The sequence below is a fragment of the Kribbella sp. NPDC006257 genome (assembly GCF_040613535.1).
Classification (GTDB): Bacteria; Actinomycetota; Actinomycetes; order Propionibacteriales; family Kribbellaceae; genus Kribbella.
In genome coordinates, this window is sequence record NZ_JBEXSJ010000030.1 from 1 (window position 1) to 17900 (window position 17900).

Annotated in this window: 20 protein-coding genes and 1 tRNA gene; 8 read left to right on the plus strand and 13 right to left on the minus strand. The window is 67.6% G+C overall.

Features of this window, described 5'->3' with window-relative positions; genetic code table 11:
- Positions 1 to 860: 860 nt before the first annotated feature.
- Together ABZ004_RS29535 and mshC are read right to left on the minus strand one after the other, a co-directional pair.
- Positions 861 to 1211, minus strand: coding sequence for a hypothetical protein (locus tag ABZ004_RS29535; RefSeq protein ID WP_355684346.1), 351 nt, complete (start codon positions 1209 to 1211; stop codon positions 861 to 863).
- Between the two features lie 2 nt (positions 1212 to 1213).
- Positions 1214 to 2434, minus strand: a complete 1221-nt coding sequence (mshC, locus tag ABZ004_RS29540; RefSeq protein WP_355684347.1) for a cysteine--1-D-myo-inosityl 2-amino-2-deoxy-alpha-D-glucopyranoside ligase — start codon at positions 2432 to 2434, stop codon at positions 1214 to 1216.
- Positions 2435 to 2535: 101 nt separating this feature from the next.
- On the opposite strand from mshC, the gene ABZ004_RS29545 reads away from it, so the two are divergent.
- The gene (locus ABZ004_RS29545) at positions 2536 to 3234 is read left to right on the plus strand and encodes a DUF6882 domain-containing protein (protein ID WP_355684348.1); all 699 of its coding nucleotides are present in this window, start codon (positions 2536 to 2538) and stop codon (positions 3232 to 3234) included.
- On the opposite strand, the gene ABZ004_RS29550 is transcribed toward ABZ004_RS29545, so the two are convergent.
- The 3 genes from ABZ004_RS29550 to ABZ004_RS29560 are packed head-to-tail and all read right to left on the minus strand — an operon-like array spanning position 3231 to position 5310.
- Positions 3231 to 4022 carry an SCO1664 family protein gene (locus tag ABZ004_RS29550; protein ID WP_355684349.1) on the minus strand — a complete coding sequence of 264 codons (792 nt, stop codon included), beginning with the start codon at positions 4020 to 4022 and terminating at the stop codon, positions 3231 to 3233. The two genes, ABZ004_RS29545 and ABZ004_RS29550, sit on opposite strands and share 4 nt — an antisense overlap.
- Positions 4019 to 4591 (minus strand): DUF3090 domain-containing protein, encoded by a 573-nt coding sequence (locus ABZ004_RS29555; RefSeq protein WP_355684350.1) that lies wholly within the window; start codon positions 4589 to 4591, stop codon positions 4019 to 4021. Before ABZ004_RS29555 ends, ABZ004_RS29550 begins: the two co-directional genes overlap by 4 nt.
- A gap of 14 nt (positions 4592 to 4605) precedes the next feature.
- Complete coding sequence (locus ABZ004_RS29560; RefSeq protein ID WP_355684351.1) at positions 4606 to 5310, minus strand: histidine phosphatase family protein; 705 nt, start codon at positions 5308 to 5310, stop codon at positions 4606 to 4608.
- Between the two features lie 48 nt (positions 5311 to 5358).
- On the opposite strand from ABZ004_RS29560, the gene corA reads away from it, so the two are divergent.
- Positions 5359 to 6333, plus strand: coding sequence for a magnesium/cobalt transporter CorA (gene corA, locus ABZ004_RS29565; protein ID WP_355684352.1), 975 nt, complete (start codon positions 5359 to 5361; stop codon positions 6331 to 6333).
- Here corA and ABZ004_RS29570 read toward each other — a convergent pair.
- Together ABZ004_RS29570 and ABZ004_RS29575 are read right to left on the minus strand one after the other, a co-directional pair.
- Positions 6330 to 7157 carry an undecaprenyl-diphosphate phosphatase gene (locus tag ABZ004_RS29570; protein ID WP_355684353.1) on the minus strand — a complete coding sequence of 276 codons (828 nt, stop codon included), beginning with the start codon at positions 7155 to 7157 and terminating at the stop codon, positions 6330 to 6332. The two genes, corA and ABZ004_RS29570, sit on opposite strands and share 4 nt — an antisense overlap.
- Positions 7158 to 7163: 6 nt before the next feature.
- The gene (locus tag ABZ004_RS29575) at positions 7164 to 8216 is read right to left on the minus strand and encodes an LLM class F420-dependent oxidoreductase (protein WP_355684354.1); all 1053 of its coding nucleotides are present in this window, start codon (positions 8214 to 8216) and stop codon (positions 7164 to 7166) included.
- A 51-nt stretch (positions 8217 to 8267) separates the two neighbouring features.
- Between ABZ004_RS29575 and ABZ004_RS29580 the strand changes: the two genes are divergently transcribed.
- Both ABZ004_RS29580 and ABZ004_RS29585 read left to right on the plus strand, forming a co-directional pair.
- Positions 8268 to 9209: an aldo/keto reductase gene (locus tag ABZ004_RS29580; protein ID WP_355684355.1), complete on the plus strand. Its 942-nt coding sequence runs from the start codon at positions 8268 to 8270 to the stop codon at positions 9207 to 9209.
- Positions 9210 to 9228: 19 nt separating this feature from the next.
- Positions 9229 to 9414, plus strand: coding sequence for a DUF5703 family protein (locus tag ABZ004_RS29585; protein WP_077014804.1), 186 nt, complete (start codon positions 9229 to 9231; stop codon positions 9412 to 9414).
- Positions 9415 to 9444: 30 nt separating this feature from the next.
- Here ABZ004_RS29585 and ABZ004_RS29590 read toward each other — a convergent pair whose 3' ends face one another.
- Genes ABZ004_RS29590 through ABZ004_RS29605 form a run of 4 tightly spaced genes read right to left on the minus strand, consistent with a single transcriptional unit; the run spans position 9445 to position 12930 of the window.
- Positions 9445 to 10470 carry a LuxR C-terminal-related transcriptional regulator gene (locus ABZ004_RS29590; RefSeq protein ID WP_355684356.1) on the minus strand — a complete coding sequence of 342 codons (1026 nt, stop codon included), beginning with the start codon at positions 10468 to 10470 and terminating at the stop codon, positions 9445 to 9447.
- Between the two features lie 10 nt (positions 10471 to 10480).
- A complete protein-coding gene (locus ABZ004_RS29595) occupies positions 10481 to 10915 on the minus strand; it encodes an ester cyclase (RefSeq protein ID WP_355684357.1) in 435 nt (144 codons plus the stop codon).
- A 55-nt stretch (positions 10916 to 10970) separates the two neighbouring features.
- The gene (locus ABZ004_RS29600) at positions 10971 to 11711 is read right to left on the minus strand and encodes an N-acetyltransferase (protein WP_355684358.1); all 741 of its coding nucleotides are present in this window, start codon (positions 11709 to 11711) and stop codon (positions 10971 to 10973) included.
- On the minus strand, positions 11659 to 12930 hold the full coding sequence (locus ABZ004_RS29605; protein ID WP_355684359.1) for an MFS transporter: 1272 nt from the start codon (positions 12928 to 12930) through the stop codon (positions 11659 to 11661). The genes ABZ004_RS29600 and ABZ004_RS29605 overlap by 53 nt, the downstream gene beginning before the upstream one ends.
- Positions 12931 to 13002: 72 nt before the next feature.
- Here ABZ004_RS29605 and ABZ004_RS29610 point away from each other — a divergent pair, with 72 nt between their 5' ends.
- The 3 genes from ABZ004_RS29610 to ABZ004_RS29620 all read left to right on the plus strand — a co-directional run bounded on the left by ABZ004_RS29610 (position 13003) and on the right by ABZ004_RS29620 (position 15665).
- Positions 13003 to 13878, plus strand: a complete 876-nt coding sequence (locus ABZ004_RS29610; protein ID WP_355684360.1) for a LysR family transcriptional regulator — start codon at positions 13003 to 13005, stop codon at positions 13876 to 13878.
- Between the two features lie 93 nt (positions 13879 to 13971).
- A complete protein-coding gene (locus tag ABZ004_RS29615) occupies positions 13972 to 14733 on the plus strand; it encodes an SDR family oxidoreductase (RefSeq protein ID WP_355684361.1) in 762 nt (253 codons plus the stop codon).
- Positions 14734 to 14816: 83 nt separating this feature from the next.
- Entirely contained in the window at positions 14817 to 15665 is an 849-nt protein-coding gene (locus tag ABZ004_RS29620) for an NAD(P)-dependent oxidoreductase (RefSeq protein WP_355684362.1), read from the plus strand.
- A gap of 3 nt (positions 15666 to 15668) precedes the next feature.
- Here ABZ004_RS29620 and ABZ004_RS29625 read toward each other — a convergent pair whose 3' ends face one another.
- Both ABZ004_RS29625 and ABZ004_RS29630 read right to left on the minus strand, forming a co-directional pair.
- Complete coding sequence (locus tag ABZ004_RS29625; protein ID WP_355684363.1) at positions 15669 to 16997, minus strand: M20/M25/M40 family metallo-hydrolase; 1329 nt, start codon at positions 16995 to 16997, stop codon at positions 15669 to 15671.
- 27 nt (positions 16998 to 17024) lie between these two features.
- Positions 17025 to 17513: a VOC family protein gene (locus ABZ004_RS29630; protein ID WP_355684364.1), complete on the minus strand. Its 489-nt coding sequence runs from the start codon at positions 17511 to 17513 to the stop codon at positions 17025 to 17027.
- Between the two features lie 128 nt (positions 17514 to 17641).
- On the opposite strand from ABZ004_RS29630, the gene ABZ004_RS29635 reads away from it, so the two are divergent.
- Positions 17642 to 17727, plus strand: a tRNA-Leu gene (locus ABZ004_RS29635).
- Positions 17728 to 17900: the final 173 nt, after the last annotated feature.

Consider the following 17900-nt stretch of genomic DNA (forward strand, 5'->3'; position numbering starts at 1 on the left):
GCTGCTTGATTGTTCTAGTCGGGGTGGTGGGTATCAAGGGCGCCTTCGGCGTCCCTGCGGGATCAAAGACCCTTGACACCCACCACCCCGACCAGGGAAAGACGCAGCTATCCCGGAGCCGCTGACCCGAGTGACCACAGATCCAGTTCACTCAAAGCAGCCAGCACCCACGCACCAGCCAGACACCCCAGGATTCCTCGCCAAGTCACCGGCACCTCGATCACCATCCGAGCAGTTCGGACACCAACTCGGGGGCCAGGTCACGCCATAACCTGACGTGAACCCCCGACAACTTGTCCAGGACCCCCGACAACTTGCCCGAGGCCCCCAGATGGTGCACGGACCCCCGAGAACTTGCCCGAGCCCTCCAGACGGTGCACGGACCCCCGAGAACTTGCCCGAGCCCTCCAGACGGTGCACGGACCCCCGAGAACTTGCCCGAGCCCTCCAGACGGTGCCCGGACCTCCGCGGAGCTGTGTGAGGTTCGCCGGCCAGCAAGGCCGCCGAGCCGGAAACCCTCGCGATCAGGGGGCTTAACTCCTCTTGGTGGGGTTCCCCCATCGGCGCACCAGTGGGTAACCACAACAGGAGGGGTGAAGCACACCAACAGCCCGACCTTTCACCGTCGCCGGGTCCGGGGTTGTTCGGTTCGGGGTGGAAGCGGGCGAAACGGGCGGCTACGCGCAGAGAGGCGTGAGGTGGTGTGCCGAGGGACAGGAGGTAGCCGGGGGCAACTAGTGCAGCTGAGCGTGAGACGGCGGCGCGTGTACGGCGTCTCGGGGTGCACTACATGTCGGTCGGTACATCAAGCGCTCAACAAACGTGGGGATGCCGGCGTACGGCGTACCGGTCGGTCTCGCTACTGGCGGTGCTGGGTCGGGGTGAGGTCGTGCTGGGTTCGGTTGAGGGTGAAGCGGGTGGGGGCGCCGGGGGTTTCTGGTTGCCAGCCTGCGGCTAGGGCTAGGCGGACTAGGCGGGCTGTCAGTTCTGAGGTGATCGGGGTGAGGGCGAAGATGTCGGCGACCTTGTCGCGGGGTGCGGTGATGATGGGGCCGTAGCTGAGCCATGGATCGTCGAAGTCCACCTGCACTTCCAGGGGTGCACCGGTCTGCCAGATCCGGACCGCCACGTGGCCAGGGTCGACGCGACGGACCGCCCAGTGGTAGCCGGTGCCGTCGACCTCGATCGTGCGGACTCGGGTGCGAGCCACCGTTACAGCTTGATGCCCAGGAGGGCGTCGACTGCCTGGGCGACCAGGGACGACGCCGAGGTGTCGTCGCCGTTCGAGTCTGCCCATTGATCGACTGCTGCGAGGGCAGCCGTCGTGTCGAGGTCGTTGGTCAACGCTGCCCGTAGAGCATCGACGACCGCGGCCCCGTCCGGACCGGAGCCCCGGCTGATCGCTCCGCGCCAGACATCCAACCGCTCCTGCGCCTCGGCCAGATCCGATGCTGTCCAGAACCAGTCGGTGCGGTAGTGGTGAGCCAGCAACACCAGACGGATCGCCATCGGGTCGGTGCCGCCCAGGCGCTCCTTGGAGACGAGGACGAGGTTGCCCTTGGACTTGGACATCTTCTCGCCGTCCAGGCCGACCATCGCCTGGTGCACGTACGCACGGGCGAACGGGTGCTCCCCCGTCGCCACCTGCGCACCACTCGCCGACATCTCGTGGTGCGGGAAGATCAGATCGCTCCCACCACCCTGTACGTCGAACGTCATCCCGAGGTGCTTCAACGCGATCGCGGAGCACTCCACATGCCACCCAGGCCGACCCGGTCCGAACGGCGACTCCCAGGACGGCTCCCCCGGCCGCTCGGCCCGCCACAACAGGCTGTCCAAGGGATCCCGCTTACCCTCACGATCCGGATCGCCGCCGCGCTCGGCAAACAGCGCCCGCATCGTCTCGACGTCGTACCCGGAGACCTCACCGAACCGCGGATCGGCCTTCACCGCGAAGTACAAATCCTCATCGACCGAATACACCGCACCTGCTCGCTGCAGATCCTCGACCGCGCTCGTCACCAGATCGATCGACTCGACGACGCCGACGTAGTCCTGCGGCGGGATCACTCGCAGCGCAGTCATGTCGTCGCGGAAGAGCTGGATCTCCGACAGCGCCAGGTCTTTCCAGTCCACCCCGGTCGCGGCCGCGCGCTCGAGCAACGGGTCGTCGATGTCGGTGATGTTCTGCGTGTAGTGCACCTCATGACCGGCATCGCGCCACAACCGGTTGATCAGGTCGAAGGTGACGTACGTCGCAGCGTGTCCCATGTGCGTCGCGTCGTACGGCGTGATGCCGCACACGTACATCCGAGCGGTCTCGCCCGCCGCCGGTGGCACCTCGACCAGCCCGCCGGAAGCGGTGTCGTAGAGGCGAAGACGCCGGGCCGGCCCGGGTACGACCGGGATTTCTGGTTTCGTCCACGCCTGCATGGGACGGAGCCTATCCAGTCAGCGAATTCCGGCCGTGATCCGGTTCCATTCGGTGGATCGGTGTACCGGCCCGACCCACCGATCGGCTACTCTCCGCCGCGATGAATACGCCCAACGAATTCAGTGGCCCGTTCCTGAAGTTCGGTGCCACCGTGGCCGCTGCAGCGATCCAGCAGCAGGACCTGTTCAACACCACCCTCGGTCCTGGCGATCGTTGGGCCGACCTCGAGCAACGGACGCTGACCGGCGCGGACGGCGTACTGGACGGCGTCTCGCTGCTCGGCAGCTTCTCGCACGTCACGCAGACCTGGTTGTGGGGCTGGGCGAACCCGAGCTTCGAGCAGACCGACCGGGCGATCGCACCGACGCTGCGGATCCGCGACTTCGGCACGCAGTACGGGATCGGAGAATTCACCACCGGCGAGCCCGAGCTGTGGGGCTTCCCGGCGCCGCACCAGGCGGCCACCACGCTCGCCATCGCCGCCGGCGTGGTCCTCGGCGGGCACGGCACCTGGTCGACGGCGATCAACGAGGGCAAGGGCGCCGTCTACCTGCACGTCGACGACAGCCGGCTCCCGACCGCCACCTTCGACCCGATCGCCACGCCACGCCTCCTGGCGGCCGCGGTCAGCGCCTTCCCGCAAGACCATCGCCGAGTCGTCCGCGGGTACCTCAAACACTTCAAGATCCCGTACGCCGAATCGCCGGACACCTTGTCCGGCAAGGCTCCCGACGGCTCCACCATCACCGCCACCTTCGACCAGTACGGCCGCCTCGACCGAACCACTGTGGAGCCCTAGAACGCAGGCCAGGGAATCGCCGGCCAGTCGTCACTCGGCAGCGGGAACAACCCGGTCTTCAGCAACCCCGCACAACGCTCGCGAGTCGCCGTCAACTCGACCGAGGTGATCAACGAGAGCAGGTCCTGCCCAAGCTTCCCCGCAAGCTGATCAGCCAGCTTCCGTACGTCGTCCAGCAACTCGTCAGGCACCGGCTCCCCGGCCCATCCCCACAGCACCGTCCGCAGCTTGTCGTCCGCGTTGAACGTAACGCCATGGTCGACCCCGAACACCCGCCCGTCGCCAGGATCGAGCACGTGCCCGCCCTTGCGATCGGCATTGTTGACGATGGCATCGAACACCGCCATCCGCCGCAACGCGTCGACCTCCGCGTGCACCAGCGTCACCGGGTTGTGCCGGCCGTCCAGCGCATCCAGTACGCCGACCCAGCCCTTCGGCACCCGGCCTTGCGGGACGATGTCGACCAGCTCGGTCTCACCCGGTCCGCGCTCGACCTCGTCGATCCACAGCTGCACCATGCCTTCGCCGAGCGGCCCGTCCCGCAACAGGGTCGGCGGTACGACGTTCCAGCCGAGCGCCTCCGATACGACGTACGCCGCGTACTCGCGCTGCGCCAGGGTCCCGTCCGGGAAGTCCCAGAGCGGCCGCTCGCCCTGGACCGGTTTGTAGACCACCGTCGCGGAGTCGCCGCCAAGGCTCACCGATGCCTGGAAGGTACCGTTGGAGGCCGCCACCAGCCGTCCGTGCAGCGCCAGTTCCCCGCTGCGGAGCAGGTCGAGATCGGTCATTCCGGCAAATGCCTGCGGTATCCGTTGGCCCGTGGGCAGATGTGTCCCTCCGGATCGATCGGCCGGCCGCAGAACGGGCAGGTGGGCCGCCCTGATGCCACCAGCGCGACCGCTCGGCGGGCGAACGCCCGGGCCTGCTCCTCGCTGATCCGGACGATGAACACCTCGGCGTCGTCGGACTCCAGCGCCGCCGCGACCGGGTCGGGCTCCTCCTCGGCCGGGTCGACGGCCACCACCGCGAACACCTCGATCACGACCTTCTCGGCGTCGGCCTCCCAGGCCAGCGTCATCGTGCCGGCCCGGAACTCCTCCTCGATCGGCTGCTCCAGCGGATCGGTGTCGTCGGCCCCGACCGGCGTGACCGGGTCCCGGTCGAACCGCCGGGCCACCTCGTCCAGCATCACGTCGAGTCGCTCCGCGAGCGCCATCACCTGTTCCTTCTCACAGGCCACCGACGTCATCCGGGTCCCGGCCCGGGCCTGCAGGAAGAAGGTCCGGGCACCGGGTTCACCGACGGTGCCGGCGACGAACCGGTCCGGATCGTCATACGAATGCACTACGCGCGCCATACCTCTGACCCTATCTAGCGTCCGCCGACCACGGCGTCCGAGGACTGTACTGCGGACTTTTTGGCACTCCGCTTCTTGGGCTCCGGCTTGGGAATCAGCGACGCGAGCTCGCTGCCGGAGTCGTTCAGCCGGACCAGGAACGGGCGGGTCGCGGTGTAGGTGATGATCGTCGTCGACGCGGTGTCGACCACGATCCGCTGGAACGTGTCCAGGTGCTGCCCGAGCGCGTCCGCCACGATCGACTTGATCACGTCGCCGTGCGAGACCGCAACCCATATCGCCTGCGGACCATGACTCGCGGCCAGCGCCGCGTCATGCGCCCGGACCGCGTCGACCGCGCGCTGTTGCATCCCGCGCATCGACTCGCCGCCCGGGAACGTCACCGCGGACGGGTGCTGCTGCACGACCGCCCAGAGCGGATCCTTCGCCAGCTCGCTGATCTTCTTGCCGGTCCAGTCGCCGTACCCGCACTCGGTCAGCCGCCGGTCCGTTGCCGGACGCAACTCGTGATGCTTCGCGATCGCCGCGGCGGTCTGCTTGCACCGGTCCAGCGGCGAGGTGACGATCGCGGCCAGCGGCAACGCGGCCAGCCGCTCACCGACGGCGGCCGCCTGCTGCAGCCCGGCCTCGTCGAGTTTCACCCCTGGCGTCCGCCCGGCGAGGACGCCTGACGTGTTCGCAATACTCCGGCCGTGCCGAACCAGAATCACCGTGGGCATAGCCGCACGTTATCCGGTCAGCACAAACTCTGGTGCGAGAATGCGGAGGTGATCGTCGACTGTGGGGTGTACGCGGACGGCGTACGGCGGGATCTCGCCAAGGAACCGGAGACCGTCGCGCAGGCGATCGGCGACGACACCGAGTGCTTCGGCTGGATCGGCCTGTACGAGCCGTCCGAGGCCGAGATGACCCGGGTCCAGGAGCTGTTCGGCCTGCACAAACTCGCCGTCGAGGACGCCCTGGAGACCCACCAGCGGCCCAAGGTCGACCGGTACGGCGATGCGCTCGTCGTCATCCTGCGCACCCTCTGGTACGCCGAGGCCGGCGACGCGGTCGAGACCGGCCAGGTCACCGTCTTCATCGGTCCCCGGTACGTCGTCACGGTCCGGCACGGCGAGGGCGCCCCGCTGACCACCGCCCGGGCCGAGCTCGAGGAACGCGCCTCCGTCCTCGGCCACGGCCCCGCCGCGGTGCTCTGGGCGATCTGCGACACCATCGTCGACGGCTACGAGGAGGTCGCCGAAGCCGTCGAGGTGGACGTGGACGAGATCGAGACCTCGGTCTTCTCCCCCGAACGCACCAGCGACGCCGAACGCATCTACACCCTCAAACGCGAGGTGCTGGAGATGCTCCGCGCGATCATCCCGCTGCACGAGCCGATGGAGTCGTTCGCGCACGCCGCCGTCCCGCTGATCAGCCGCGAGGCCGCGCCGTTCTTCCGCGACGTCGCCGACCACGTGATCCGGGTGTCGGACCAGACCGAGGCCCTCGACACCCTGCTCAGCTCGGCGCTGAACGCGCACCTGGCGCGCGTCTCGGTCCAGCAGAACGACGACATGCGAAAAATCTCCGCGTGGGTCGCGATCGCCGCCGCCCCCACGGCGATCGCCGGCATCTACGGCATGAACTTCCGCCACATGCCCGAACTGGCCATCCACTGGGGCTATTACGGCGTCATAGTCCTCATGCTCGTCATCTGCGCCACCATGTACGCGTTCTTCCGCCGCGCCGGCTGGCTCTAAGTGGCCGTGATCGTGCTCGTCGCCAGCAGCATCAGGATGACGATGCCGAGCAGCACCCGGTAGAACGCGAACACCTCGGTGCTGTGTTTGGCGACGAACCGGATCAGCCAGGCCACCGACGCATAGCCGACGATGAAGCTGACGATCGTCCCGACCAGCACCGGCCCGATCCCGACATCACCACTCAGCGCGTCCTTCAACTCGAACACGGCCGCACCCACCAGCGCAGGAATGCCCAGCAGGAACGCCATCCGCGTCGCCGCGACCCGATCCAGCCCACGGAACAACCCGGCCGTGATCGTCGCACCGGACCGCGACACCCCAGGAATCAGCGCGAGGCACTGAATCAGACCCATCACGATCGAGTCGATCAACGTGATCCGCGTCAGCGGCCGAGACTTGCTGCTCAGCCGCTCCGCCGCGACCATCGCGAACGACCAGGCGATCAGCGATCCCGCGACCCACCACAGGCTCCGCAGCGGCCCCGAGATGATGTCCTTCGCGAGGAACCCGACGACACAGATCGGCAGCGAGCCGACGATCACGAACCAGCCCATCCGGTGGTCGAACTCACCCCGGTGCTCGGGGTTGCGCAGCCCGCGGAACCACGCGACGGCGTACCGGCTGATGTCTTTCCACATGAACAGCACGACCGCCGCGATCGCGCCGAACTGGATCACCGCGGTGAACGCGGTGATCGCCGGGTCGTCGATCTGCTGCCCGAGCAGCTTCGAGGCGATGGTGAGATGGCCCGTCGAGGAGACGGGCAGGAATTCGGTGAGCCCCTCGACGATGCCGAGGATGATGGCGTCCCAGATGGACATGGGGTGTCAGTCACCGATCCCGGCGTGGTCGAGGGCCTCGGCGACCGTGCGGACGGCGGCGATCCGCTCCTCCACGGTCGACGCGAACGGGGTCATCGCGACCGTGGTCACGCCGGCTTCGGCGTACGCCGTGAGCTTGTCCGCGATCCGCTCCTTCTGCCCGAGCAGCGAGACCGAGTCGATGAACTGCTGCGGTACGGCGGCCATCGCCTCGCGGTGCTTCTTGGCCAGGAACAGGTCCTGGATCTCCTTGGCCTCGTCGGCGTAGCCCATCCGGACCGCGAGCGCGTTGTAGAAGTTCTTCTCCCGGCTGCCCATGCCACCGATGTAGAGGGCGGTGTAGCCGCGGATCGGGTCCGCGGCGGCGGCCAGGTCGTCGCCGACCATCACCGGCACCGAGGCCACCGTGTCGAAGCCCTCCAGGGTGAGGCCGGCCTTGTCGCGGCCGGCCTTGATGTGGTTCAACTGCTCTCCCAGGTACGCCGGATCGTTCAGGATGCCGAGCCAGCCGTCGGCGATCTCACCGGCCAGCTCGAGGTTCTTCGGTCCGACCGCGGCCAGGTAGATCGGGACGTGGTCCCGGACCGGCCGGATCGACAGCTTGAGCGCCTTGCCCGGTCCGTCGGGCAGCGGCAGCGTGAAGTACTTGCCCTCGAAGGCGACCGTCTCGCGGCGGAGGGCGGAGTTCACAATGGCAACGTACTCACGTGTCCTGAGCAACGGCTGAGCAAACCGCACACCGTGCCACCCCTCGGACACCTGCGGGCCGGACACGCCGAGGCCCAGCCGGAACCGGCCGCCGGAGAGCCGGTCGAGGGTCGCCGCGGTCATCGCGGTCATCGCCGGCGTACGGGCCGGGATCTGGAAGACCGCCGCGCCGACGTCGATGGTCGAGGTCTGCCCGGCGATCCAGGACAGCAGCGTCGCCGCGTCCGAGCCGTAGGCCTCAGCGGCCCAGGTGACCGAGAATCCGAGCGCTTCGGCCTCCTTCACCAGCTTGAGATGATCCAGATGGTCGTCGCCACCGAGGACGAAGCCGATGTTGAGTCCGAGTCGCATGACAGGCGAGCCTAACGAGCCGTTGTCGGCGCGCCGCAATAGGCTCGGCACATGCAGCAGCGCTATCTAGGTCACAGTGGCCTCGCCGTGAGCAGGTTGGGCCTCGGCACGATGTCCTGGGGCCGCGACACCGACGAGCACGAGGCTCGTGAGCAGTTGGCCGCGTTCGTCGCTGCTGGTGGCACCCTGGTCGACACCGCCGCGGCGTACGGCGACGGTGACAGCGAGCGGCTGATCGGCTCCCTGCTCGGCGACGTGGTCGAGCGCGACGACCTGGTGATCGCGACCAAGGCCGGCTTTTCCGTACGCCGGGGCGAGCGGATCACCGACACCTCGCGCGGCGCGTTGCTGCGCGACCTGGAAGGCTCCCTGCGCCGGCTGAATGTCGACTACATCGACTTGTGGCAGCTGCACACCTGGTCGGACGACGTGCCGCTCGAGGAGACGCTGTCGGCCCTGGACCACGCGGTGAGCTCCGGCAAGGTCCGGTATGTCGGTGTCTCGAACTACGCGGGCTGGAAGTCGGCCCGGGCGGTCACCTGGCAGCAGGCGTGGCCGGGGCGCGCCGTACCGGTCTCCAACCAGGTGGAGTACTCGCTGCTGGCCCGGGACGCCGAGGCGGACGCCATTCGCGCCGCCGGCGGCCTGGGCATCGGCGTACTGGCCTGGTCGCCGCTTGGGCGCGGTGTGTTGACTGGGAAGTACCGGACCGGCATCCCGGCGGACTCGCGGGCGGCGTCTCAGCATCTGTCCAGATTCGTCGACCCCTACCTCGACGGCCGAGGTTCGGGCATCGTTGAAGCGGTGGCCCGGGCAGCCGACGGGCTCGGCTGGAGTCCGCTCGAGGTGGCGCTCACCTGGGTGCGGGACCGGCCGGGCGTGACGGCGGCGATCGTCGGAGCGCGGACAGCGATGCAGCTCAAGTCGGTGCTGGGGGTGGAAGAGCTCACCTTGCCGCCGGCCATCGCGGCGGCGCTGGAGGACGTTTCGTGAGGAAGTTGCGGAGGTGTGGATGGCCGAATACGAGCTGCAGCAGTTCGAGGTGTCCCGGACCGAGTCGCGCGGCGCGGTCCGCCGGCTGCTGACCGAGCACGCCGAGTACGGCGGCTGGGAGCTGGCCAGGCTGCGACGCTACCCGGACGGCACCCGGCGCGTCTGGCTCCGCCGCCGCATCATCAAGGTGATGCGCACGCTCTAGTGTTCTCCGAGCTCTAGTGCTCTCCGAGCTCTAGTGCTCTCCGAGGAGGGCTGCGATCAGTTCGCGGCGGCTGCCGACGCCCACCTTGTCGAAGGTCGCGCGCACGTGCTCCTGGACCGTGTGCGGCGACAGATGGAGTTCCTCGACGATCTGCCGGGTGGAACGACCCCGGAGTACCAATTCCGTCACGCGCTGCTGCGCCGGAGTGAGAGCGTGGACGTCGAGTAGCAGCGAGCCGAGCTGAGCTGCCGTCGCCGCCTCGATGACCACAACCGTCTGTTCCTCAGCGCCCCGCAGGGTCGACGCGTGCACTGCGAGCCAGGTGCCGGAACGGGTCCTCAGCCTCAGTCCCTCGGCAGGCGACTCGTTCAGCCGCCGAAGTTGCACGGCCGCCGATCTGACTGCCACCGGCAACTCATCCTGACGATCGTCCAGTTCGGCCAGCCAGTGTTCGGCCTCAGGGCTGATCGAGACGATGGCGAGTTCGGAGTCCAGGACAATCACCCCGGGACCGACCGGTTCGGCCTGGGTCTGCCGGCCGATCAGCAGGCTGCGGCGCAGCCCCTCACCCAGGTGCGGACCGAGTCTGCGCACGACGGTGAGGTCGCGCTCACTGAACCCGAACTCGGAGTTCTCCCGATGGAGGCAGATGACGCCCCAGCACCGGCCTGCTGAGACCAGTGCGGCGCGGAGCTCGTCGCCGAGGCCCAGCGGCGTCATCACCTCGACCGATCGTGAGCTCGCCGACCTGTCACCGCGGGTCGCGTGATCCAGCGAATCGACCGGATCGGCGGCCTCCGCCAGCGCAGCGAACTTGTTGACGTCCGACCTGCCGTACTCGTTGGCCAGGAACTCTCCCGTCACGGCTCGGAGCGGATCATCAGCCGTTGCCGAGGTGAACAGGAGGGTGGCGGGATCCACGGTGGCGAAGAAGGCCGCGTCGACGGTGAGGATGCCGTGCAGCCGGCCGAGCACCTCGGCCCGCAACTCGTCGGTCCCCAGGCCCGCATAACAGCGCCGGATCAGCACATCCAAACGGTCCGCCACCGCGGCCATGACTTCGATGCTACGCCGGGGCGAGACCGAGTTGCCGGAGCAGACCGAGGTCGTCCAGACGCCCCCAGCGCTCGACGATGCGGCCGTCGCGCAGGCGGAAGATGTTGATCCCCGGCAGACTGACGGTCCGGCCCGTCGGCGCGACGCCCATCACCTCACCCCGCTGCGTACCGCTGGCGGTGAACCGCTCCACCACGATGTCGTCCTCGGCGGTCAGCTGGTGCAACTCGCTGTGCCAGTCGGGAAAACCGGCGCGCATCATCACCCCGGCGGCGCGCATGCCCTCCCGGTCGGCCGAGACCCCGAACGGCGGATCGTGGTTGATGAAGTCCTCGGCGAGGTAGGTGTCGACCGCGCCCAGGTCCCCTTGGGTGAACAGACCGTCGATGAAATCCCGGACGGTGATCTTGTTCTGCTCAGTCTGAGTGAGCTGTGTCTGTGTCATGGCACCGATCGTCCGGCGGCAAGCCACGGCTGAGTACCCCAACTAATTGGGGTACTCAGAGATCGTGCTGGACCCAGACATTGGGTTCGACGTACGCCGCGTAGCCGTGCTCGACGTTGCACTGCACCGGGACCAGCGCCTTCGGCACGATCACCTCGCCCGTCTCGTCGAACGGCAGACCGGTCCAATCGCGCCAGTTGTCCAGCGAGCTCGCGATCACCATCGATGCCGGAGCGACCTCGATGATCTTGCCGCCCGCCTTCACATGCACCCGCAGCCACGGATCGACCGGCAACCCGTCCTCCCGCACCTGCTGGATGTACTCCGTCATCGGCTGGCGCGGATCCTGCTTCCCGTTCGGGCGGACCGGCGCGTAGAGAGTCTTGAACCCCATCGCCTGCACGGTCCGGCGCATCGTCGCGAGCATCTCGTGCGACAGCCCGCGGCCGAGGTGGCTGGCCCGGATCGAGATCTCCAATGCGCTCGCCGCGTTCGGCGTACGGCCGTTGCGGTGATCGGCCACGCCCCACAACAGCGCCGTGTCCCACCCACCGGCCGGAAGCGCCGTCCGTTCCTCATCCGGGAAGACGAACGGAATACTCCGCCCCAACGCGACCAGCTCCCCGCCATCGGTCGCCACTAGCAGATGCTGCGGGAACAACTCGGAGATCCGCCCCATCAAAGCATTCCCCGTCGGATCCTGCTGCATGAACTTCGGCCAGCCGCCGCTGAAATCCTTCAGCTCAGGCCGATACTCCGGCCGCTCGGCAAGGGTCGTGATCACGATCTCGGACATGCTGTGAAGTCTCGCAGTCCCCGTCTGTCATTGCAGCCCGATTTCTTTCCACCACAGCTCGCCGCCGGCTGACGGCCAGTACGCCGAACGCGACCGTGCAGGTCAGCAGGCCGGACCAGATCAGCGTGTACTCGGCGCCGATCGCCGCGATCACCGGACCTCCGATCAGCAGCCCCGCCGAACTGCCGGCGTTCACGATCACCGACTGCCCCGACAGCAGCGCCCGCCGCTCGGCCCCGCCCGACGACCTGGTGATCACGATCGAGATCGCCGCGATCCCCAGCACCACCGTCACCCCGGACAGCGCCCCGAATCCCGCCACCGCAGCCGGCGTCGTCCACATCCCCATCCCGACCCACGCCAGCCCCATCGTCGCCCACGCGATCGTCGCCAGCACCATCGGCGGAACCCGCCTCACGATCAGCAGCGAAACACTCGTCCCCAGCAGCGCGCCCACGCCGTAACCGGACATCCCCGCCGCCAGATACACCCCCGGCCGCCCGCGCTCCGCCCCGATCACCGACAACCCCAACGTGAACGCGAACCACATCAACGCCCCGGTCCCCCGCATGATCCACCCGTACAGCACCTCCGGCCGACCCTTCAGACTCCCCCTGATCGACGGCACCGCCTCCGCCTCCGGAGAGCGCTCCCCCACGACTCCGATGGCCAACGCCCCCGCCAGCAACACCGCGCCGGCCTCGATCCACAACAACCCGTCCAGCATCCCGACAGCCACCGCCGCAGCACCGAGCGGCGGCCCGACCAACATGCCGACCCGCCGCATCCCGTCCTGCCAGGTCAGCAACATCACCGCCTTGTCCGGCCCCCACCGATCCCCGGTGTCAGCCAGCAACGCACTCCGCCCCGGACTCCCCAGCGCATCCCCCAACCCCAGCAGCAATCCACTGACGACCAGTACGCCGGCATGCAGCACCCCGAGCACCACAGCACCTGGAACGATCGCCAACGCCACCGCTTGAACAGCCGCCACAACCGCGAGCCGACTGCCGGAATCCACCCACTGCCGCGCCCGCCGAGCCCACCACGGCGACAGCAACATCGGGATCCCGGCAGCACCGCCCACCAGCCCGGTCGCGGCGACCGAACCAGTCTCTTTCAAGACGATCAGCGGCAACGCGACCTGGGTGAATCTCAGCGCCAGATCCGCAGTACCGCTGCCCAGCAACAGGAACAAGGCGTCCCGACGAGCTTTCACTCTTCGATCTTCGATCCGTTCTCGGCAACTCGGTAGCTAGCGGCAACTACCCACCGGCCATAGCCTGTCCCTATGGCCTCATCACCATCGGTCGAGGATCTCGAACTCGTCCTCACCATCAGCCGCACCGGATCAGTCGGTACTGCGGCCCGCGAACTCCGCATCTCCCAACCGTCCGCTTCGCAGCGCCTGGCCCGCCTCGAACGCACCTGCGAGACCCAGCTCTTCGTCCGCGACACCCGCGGCGCCCGTCCGACCCCGGCCGGCGCCGAGCTCGCCCGCCGGGCCGAACACATCCTCGGCCACCTGTCCGAGCTGTACGACGCCGCCCGCGCCGCCGCTGCCGGGCCGCGCCTGGTGATCGGCACCTTCGTCAGCCTCGCCCCGATCCTGTTCCCGGTACTCGACGCCGAACTCCCCGACGACGACATCAACCAGCAGGTCGACCACGGCCGGTACCTCGTCGAACTCGTTGCCGAGGGCACCATGGACGCCGCGTTCATCGCGATCGCCGACCAGATGGACCTCCCGCACGGCACCGTCACCCGCCCGGTCGGCCACGACGAACTGGTGCTCTTCGTCCCCCGCGGCGTCGAGCTCCCGCGCGGCGGCAAACAGCCGCTGAGAGAGCGCTCCATCGCGTTCTCGACCTACGACCGCAGCAGCGACCAGATCTGCGCCCGCCTGATCGCCCTCGGCGCCAAGGCCCGCCGCGGCGTCACCCTGGGCACCACCGTCGCCATGGCCCGCCGACGCTCGCAACTGGCCCTGGTCCCCCGCAGCGCCCTCGCCCACGAACTCCACCCTGGCGAACAACTCGTCCCCGCCCCCTTCAAGCACCGGTTGACGTTGACCTTGGTGACCGGAACCACCCCATTACCCCGGCTGATCGCCCTCCTCCCAGCGCTACGGGAAGCGCTCCACCTGACCCCCGCCCGCCGCAACTAGGCAGGATCGTGCAAGGAGTCCGGACTATTGCCCTAACACCTTTTGCGCCGCGGTTGGTTGACTGGAGCAACCAACCACTAAGGGAGACAACTCATGCGAGTAGCAATAGTCACCGGGGGAAGCTCCGGGATCGGTAGTAGCGCGGCCGTCGAGATCGCCCGTCGTGGTGACGGCGTCATCCTCACCTACGGCAGGAACAAGCAAGGCGCACTCGACACCGTCGCCGAGATCGAGAGCCTCGGCGGCACCGCCGTCGCCCTTCCCCTGAATCTCGGGGACAGCTCGACCTTCGGGGAATTCCGGGACGCAGTGGCCGGCGCCTTGAAGACGACCTTCAACACCTCGTCCTTCGACTTCCTGGTCAACAACGCCGGCATCGGCGCCAGCGCCCACTTCGAAGACACCACCGAGGAGTTCTTCGACCGCCTGTCGGACGTGCTGTTGAAGGGCCCGTTCTTCCTCACCCAGACCCTGCTCCCCCTGCTCGCCGACAACGGCGCCATCCTCAACATCTCCAGCGGCTCAGCCTTGGAATCCGCCAACGTGGAGCCCGGCTACTCGGTCTACGCCTCCCTCAAGGGCGCCCTCCTGGTCCTGACCCGCTACCTCGCTGGTGAGCTCGCTCCTCGCGGCATCCGCGTCAACTCCATCACTCCCGGTCCGACCCGAACCCGCCTAGGCGACGACGGCTTCGAGAAGTACCCCGAAGTCATCCCCGGCCTGGTAGCCCGCACCGCCCTAGGCCGCCTTGGCGAACCCTCCGACCTGGGCAAAGCCATCGCCGCCCTACTCTCCGACGACCTGGCCTGGACCACCGCCCAGAACCTCGACGTCTCCGGCGGCTTCAGCCTCTGAGACGGCGCTGCGCGGGTCTGATGCGAATGTAATGATCTGAGAATGCGTACATCTACGACTTGGCAGCCGGTCAGAGGCCCGCGATGCCACGGGTAGCAGTCACCGGGAGCAGCGGCAAGCTGGGCAAGGCCGTGGTCGATCACCTGCAGGACCACGGCTGGGACGTAGTCGCCCTGGACCAGGCTCCGCCCGCCCGGTCCGGGATCACCTCGACGCAGGTGGACCTGACCGACTTCGGCCAGGCCTACGAAGCTGTCGCCGGCATCGACGACCGGCATGATGGTGTCGACGCGCTGGTGCATCTTGCGGCGATCCCGGCCCCAGGGCTGCGGGCGAACGCCGCGACCTTCCACAACAACATCACCGTGACGTACAACGTGTTCTCGGCTGCTCTGCGGGCCGGCGTACGGAACATCGTCTGGGCGTCGAGTGAGACCGTCCTCGGGCTGCCGTTCGACGAGGACCCGCCGTACGTGCCGGTCGACGAGGACTACCCGCCACGGCCGAACAGCACGTATTCGCTGGTCAAGACGCTCGAGGAGGAGCTGGCGCGGCAACTGTGCCGCTGGCATCCCGACCTCAAGCTGCTCGGCCTGCGGTTCTCCAACGTGATGTATCCGGAGGACTACGCCAACTTCCCGTCCTTCGACGCCGACGCGCGGCTGCGCAAATGGAATCTCTGGAGCTACATCGACGCCCGCGACGGCGCGCAAGCAGTACGCCGGGCGCTCGAACTCGACACGACCGGCACGGACGTCTTCATCATCGCCAACGCGGACACGGTGATGACGCGCCCCAACGAGGAGCTGCTCGCCGAAGTCTTCCCCGGCGTACCGGTCAAGAAGCCCTTCGCCCCCAACGAAACCCTCCTCTCCATCGACAAGGCCCGCCGCGTCCTCGGCTACGACCCGCAGTTCTCCTGGCGAGGCTAGCGCTCAGGCCTCGTTGAAGAAGCGGTCGAGGACTCGGGAGCCGAACTCCAGTGAGCTGGTGGGCACGCGCTCGTCGATGCCGTGGAACATGCCCATGAAGTCCAGATCCGGCGGCAACTGCAGCGGCACGAAGCCGAAGCACCGCACGCCCAGCCGGCTCCACGACTTCGCATCCGTACCACCCGACATCAGCAGCGGCGCGGTCCGGCTCTGCGGATCCTCGGCCGCCAGGCACGCCTTCATCGCCTCGACCAGCCCACCGCTGAACTCCGTCTCCAGCGCGATGTCCTCGATCACCGTCTCGCGCTGCACCTTGTCGCCGAGCAGCTCGTCGATCGTCGCGAAGAACTCGTCCTCGTACCCCGGCAGGAACCGCCCGTCGACATGCGCCTCCGCGTCGCCGGGGATCACATTCACCTTGTAGCCGGCGCTCAGCATCGTCGGGTTCGCCGTGTTGCGGATCGTCGCCCCGAACATCCGGCTGAAGCTCCCCAACTTCGCCAGCGTCGTCGTCATGTCCTCGGGATCGAGCTCGGTCCCGAGCACGTCCTCGAGCGACTTCAGGAACTCCTTCACCGTCGGCGTCAGCCGCAGCGGCCACTCGTGATTGCCGATCCGCGTCACCGCCTCGACAAGGTTGGTGACCGCGTTGTCGTTGTTCACCATCGACCCGTGACCCGCCGTACCGCGAGCCTTCAGGCGCATCCAGTTCATGCCCTTCTCGGCCGTCTCGATCAGGTACAGCCGCAGATCGTCCTTGATGGTCAGCGAGAACCCGCCGACCTCGCCGATCCCCTCGGTACAGTCCGCCACGGTCTCCGGGTGATTGTTGATCAGCCACTGAGCGCCGTACAGGCCGCCCGCCTCCTCATCAGCCGTGAACACCAACCGGACCGGCCGGCGCGGCTTCACCCCGGCTCGCTGCCGCGCCCGTACGACCGACAGCACCATCGCGTCGAAGTCCTTCATGTCGACCGCGCCCCGCCCCCACACGCACCCGTCGAAGATCTCCCCCGCGAACGGATCGACCTTCCAATCCTTCGGATCAGCCGGTACGACGTCCAGGTGCCCGTGCACGAGCAACGGATCCGCCGACTGGTCCTCACCCTCCCAGTGCGCCACCAGCGTCGCCCGGCCCGGCTCGGACTCGTAGATCGTCGACTCGATCCCGACCTCGTCCAGCTTCGCCGCCACGTACTCCGCGGCGTCCCGCTCCCCGTTGCTCTTCCCGTTCCCGTAGTTCGTCGTATCGAACCGGATCAGCTCGGAACAGAGGTCCACCACCTCCGCCTCCGGCGCGTACGAACGGTCGTCTCCAGTCGGCGTAGTCATGCGCCCCATCCTCTCCCACCCCCATGGTCAGAGCACGCTGAGCCCGTACATCTCCCCCAATGGATCCGAAATCAACTCGATCCGAGCCCCGTCAGGATCTCTGAAGTAAATCGAAGTACCGCTCTCCTCCAGATACTCCACCCCCGCCTCATCCAGGTTGCCTTTGAGGACCTGCCAGTTGGCCGGCTCAACCGAGATCGCCAAGTGATGCAGCCCACCCAGCACCTCGGCGTACGGCCCCAGCTCCAGCCCCGGAAAGTCGAAGAACGCCAGCAAGTTCCCGTTCCCGATATCGAAGAAGAAGTGGTTCGACCCCTCGTAGTCCCGGTTCCCCACGATCTCCGTCAACGGAAACCCCAACACCCCCTGATAAAACCTGATCGTCGCCTCCACATCCCGGCACAGCAACGCAGTGTGATGCAACCCCCGCGCCGTCGACCCCTCCCCACCTCTCAGATACACCCCCCGAAGCCTCTCCCGCTCCGCCTCGATCGCTGCCAGATCAACCTCCGCCACCGCCCCCACCCCTCTCCTTGAACATCGAATCACCCCCATCGAACACCCCCAGCCACCCGATGTGAATTCCCCCCATGTTCTTTGCTACTGTTCTCCGGTCAGCACCGCTCCGGCGGCGCAGACCACTCGTCCGGGTGGCGGAATAGGCAGACGCGCTAGCTTGAGGTGCTAGTGCCCTTTACGGGGCGTGGGGGTTCAAGTCCCCCCTCGGACACGCAACTTATCCACACGATCGGCCAACGGGTCGATCTCCACGTCGACTATCTGGTCCGCGTGGTGGTAGACCAGCGACAGCCGCAGCGATTCATACAGCTGACGTCGCTCCTCCGCTTCAGCTCTTCCGAGAGCCAGCCCAATATCGCCGAGCTGATCGACGTACGCCTCCAA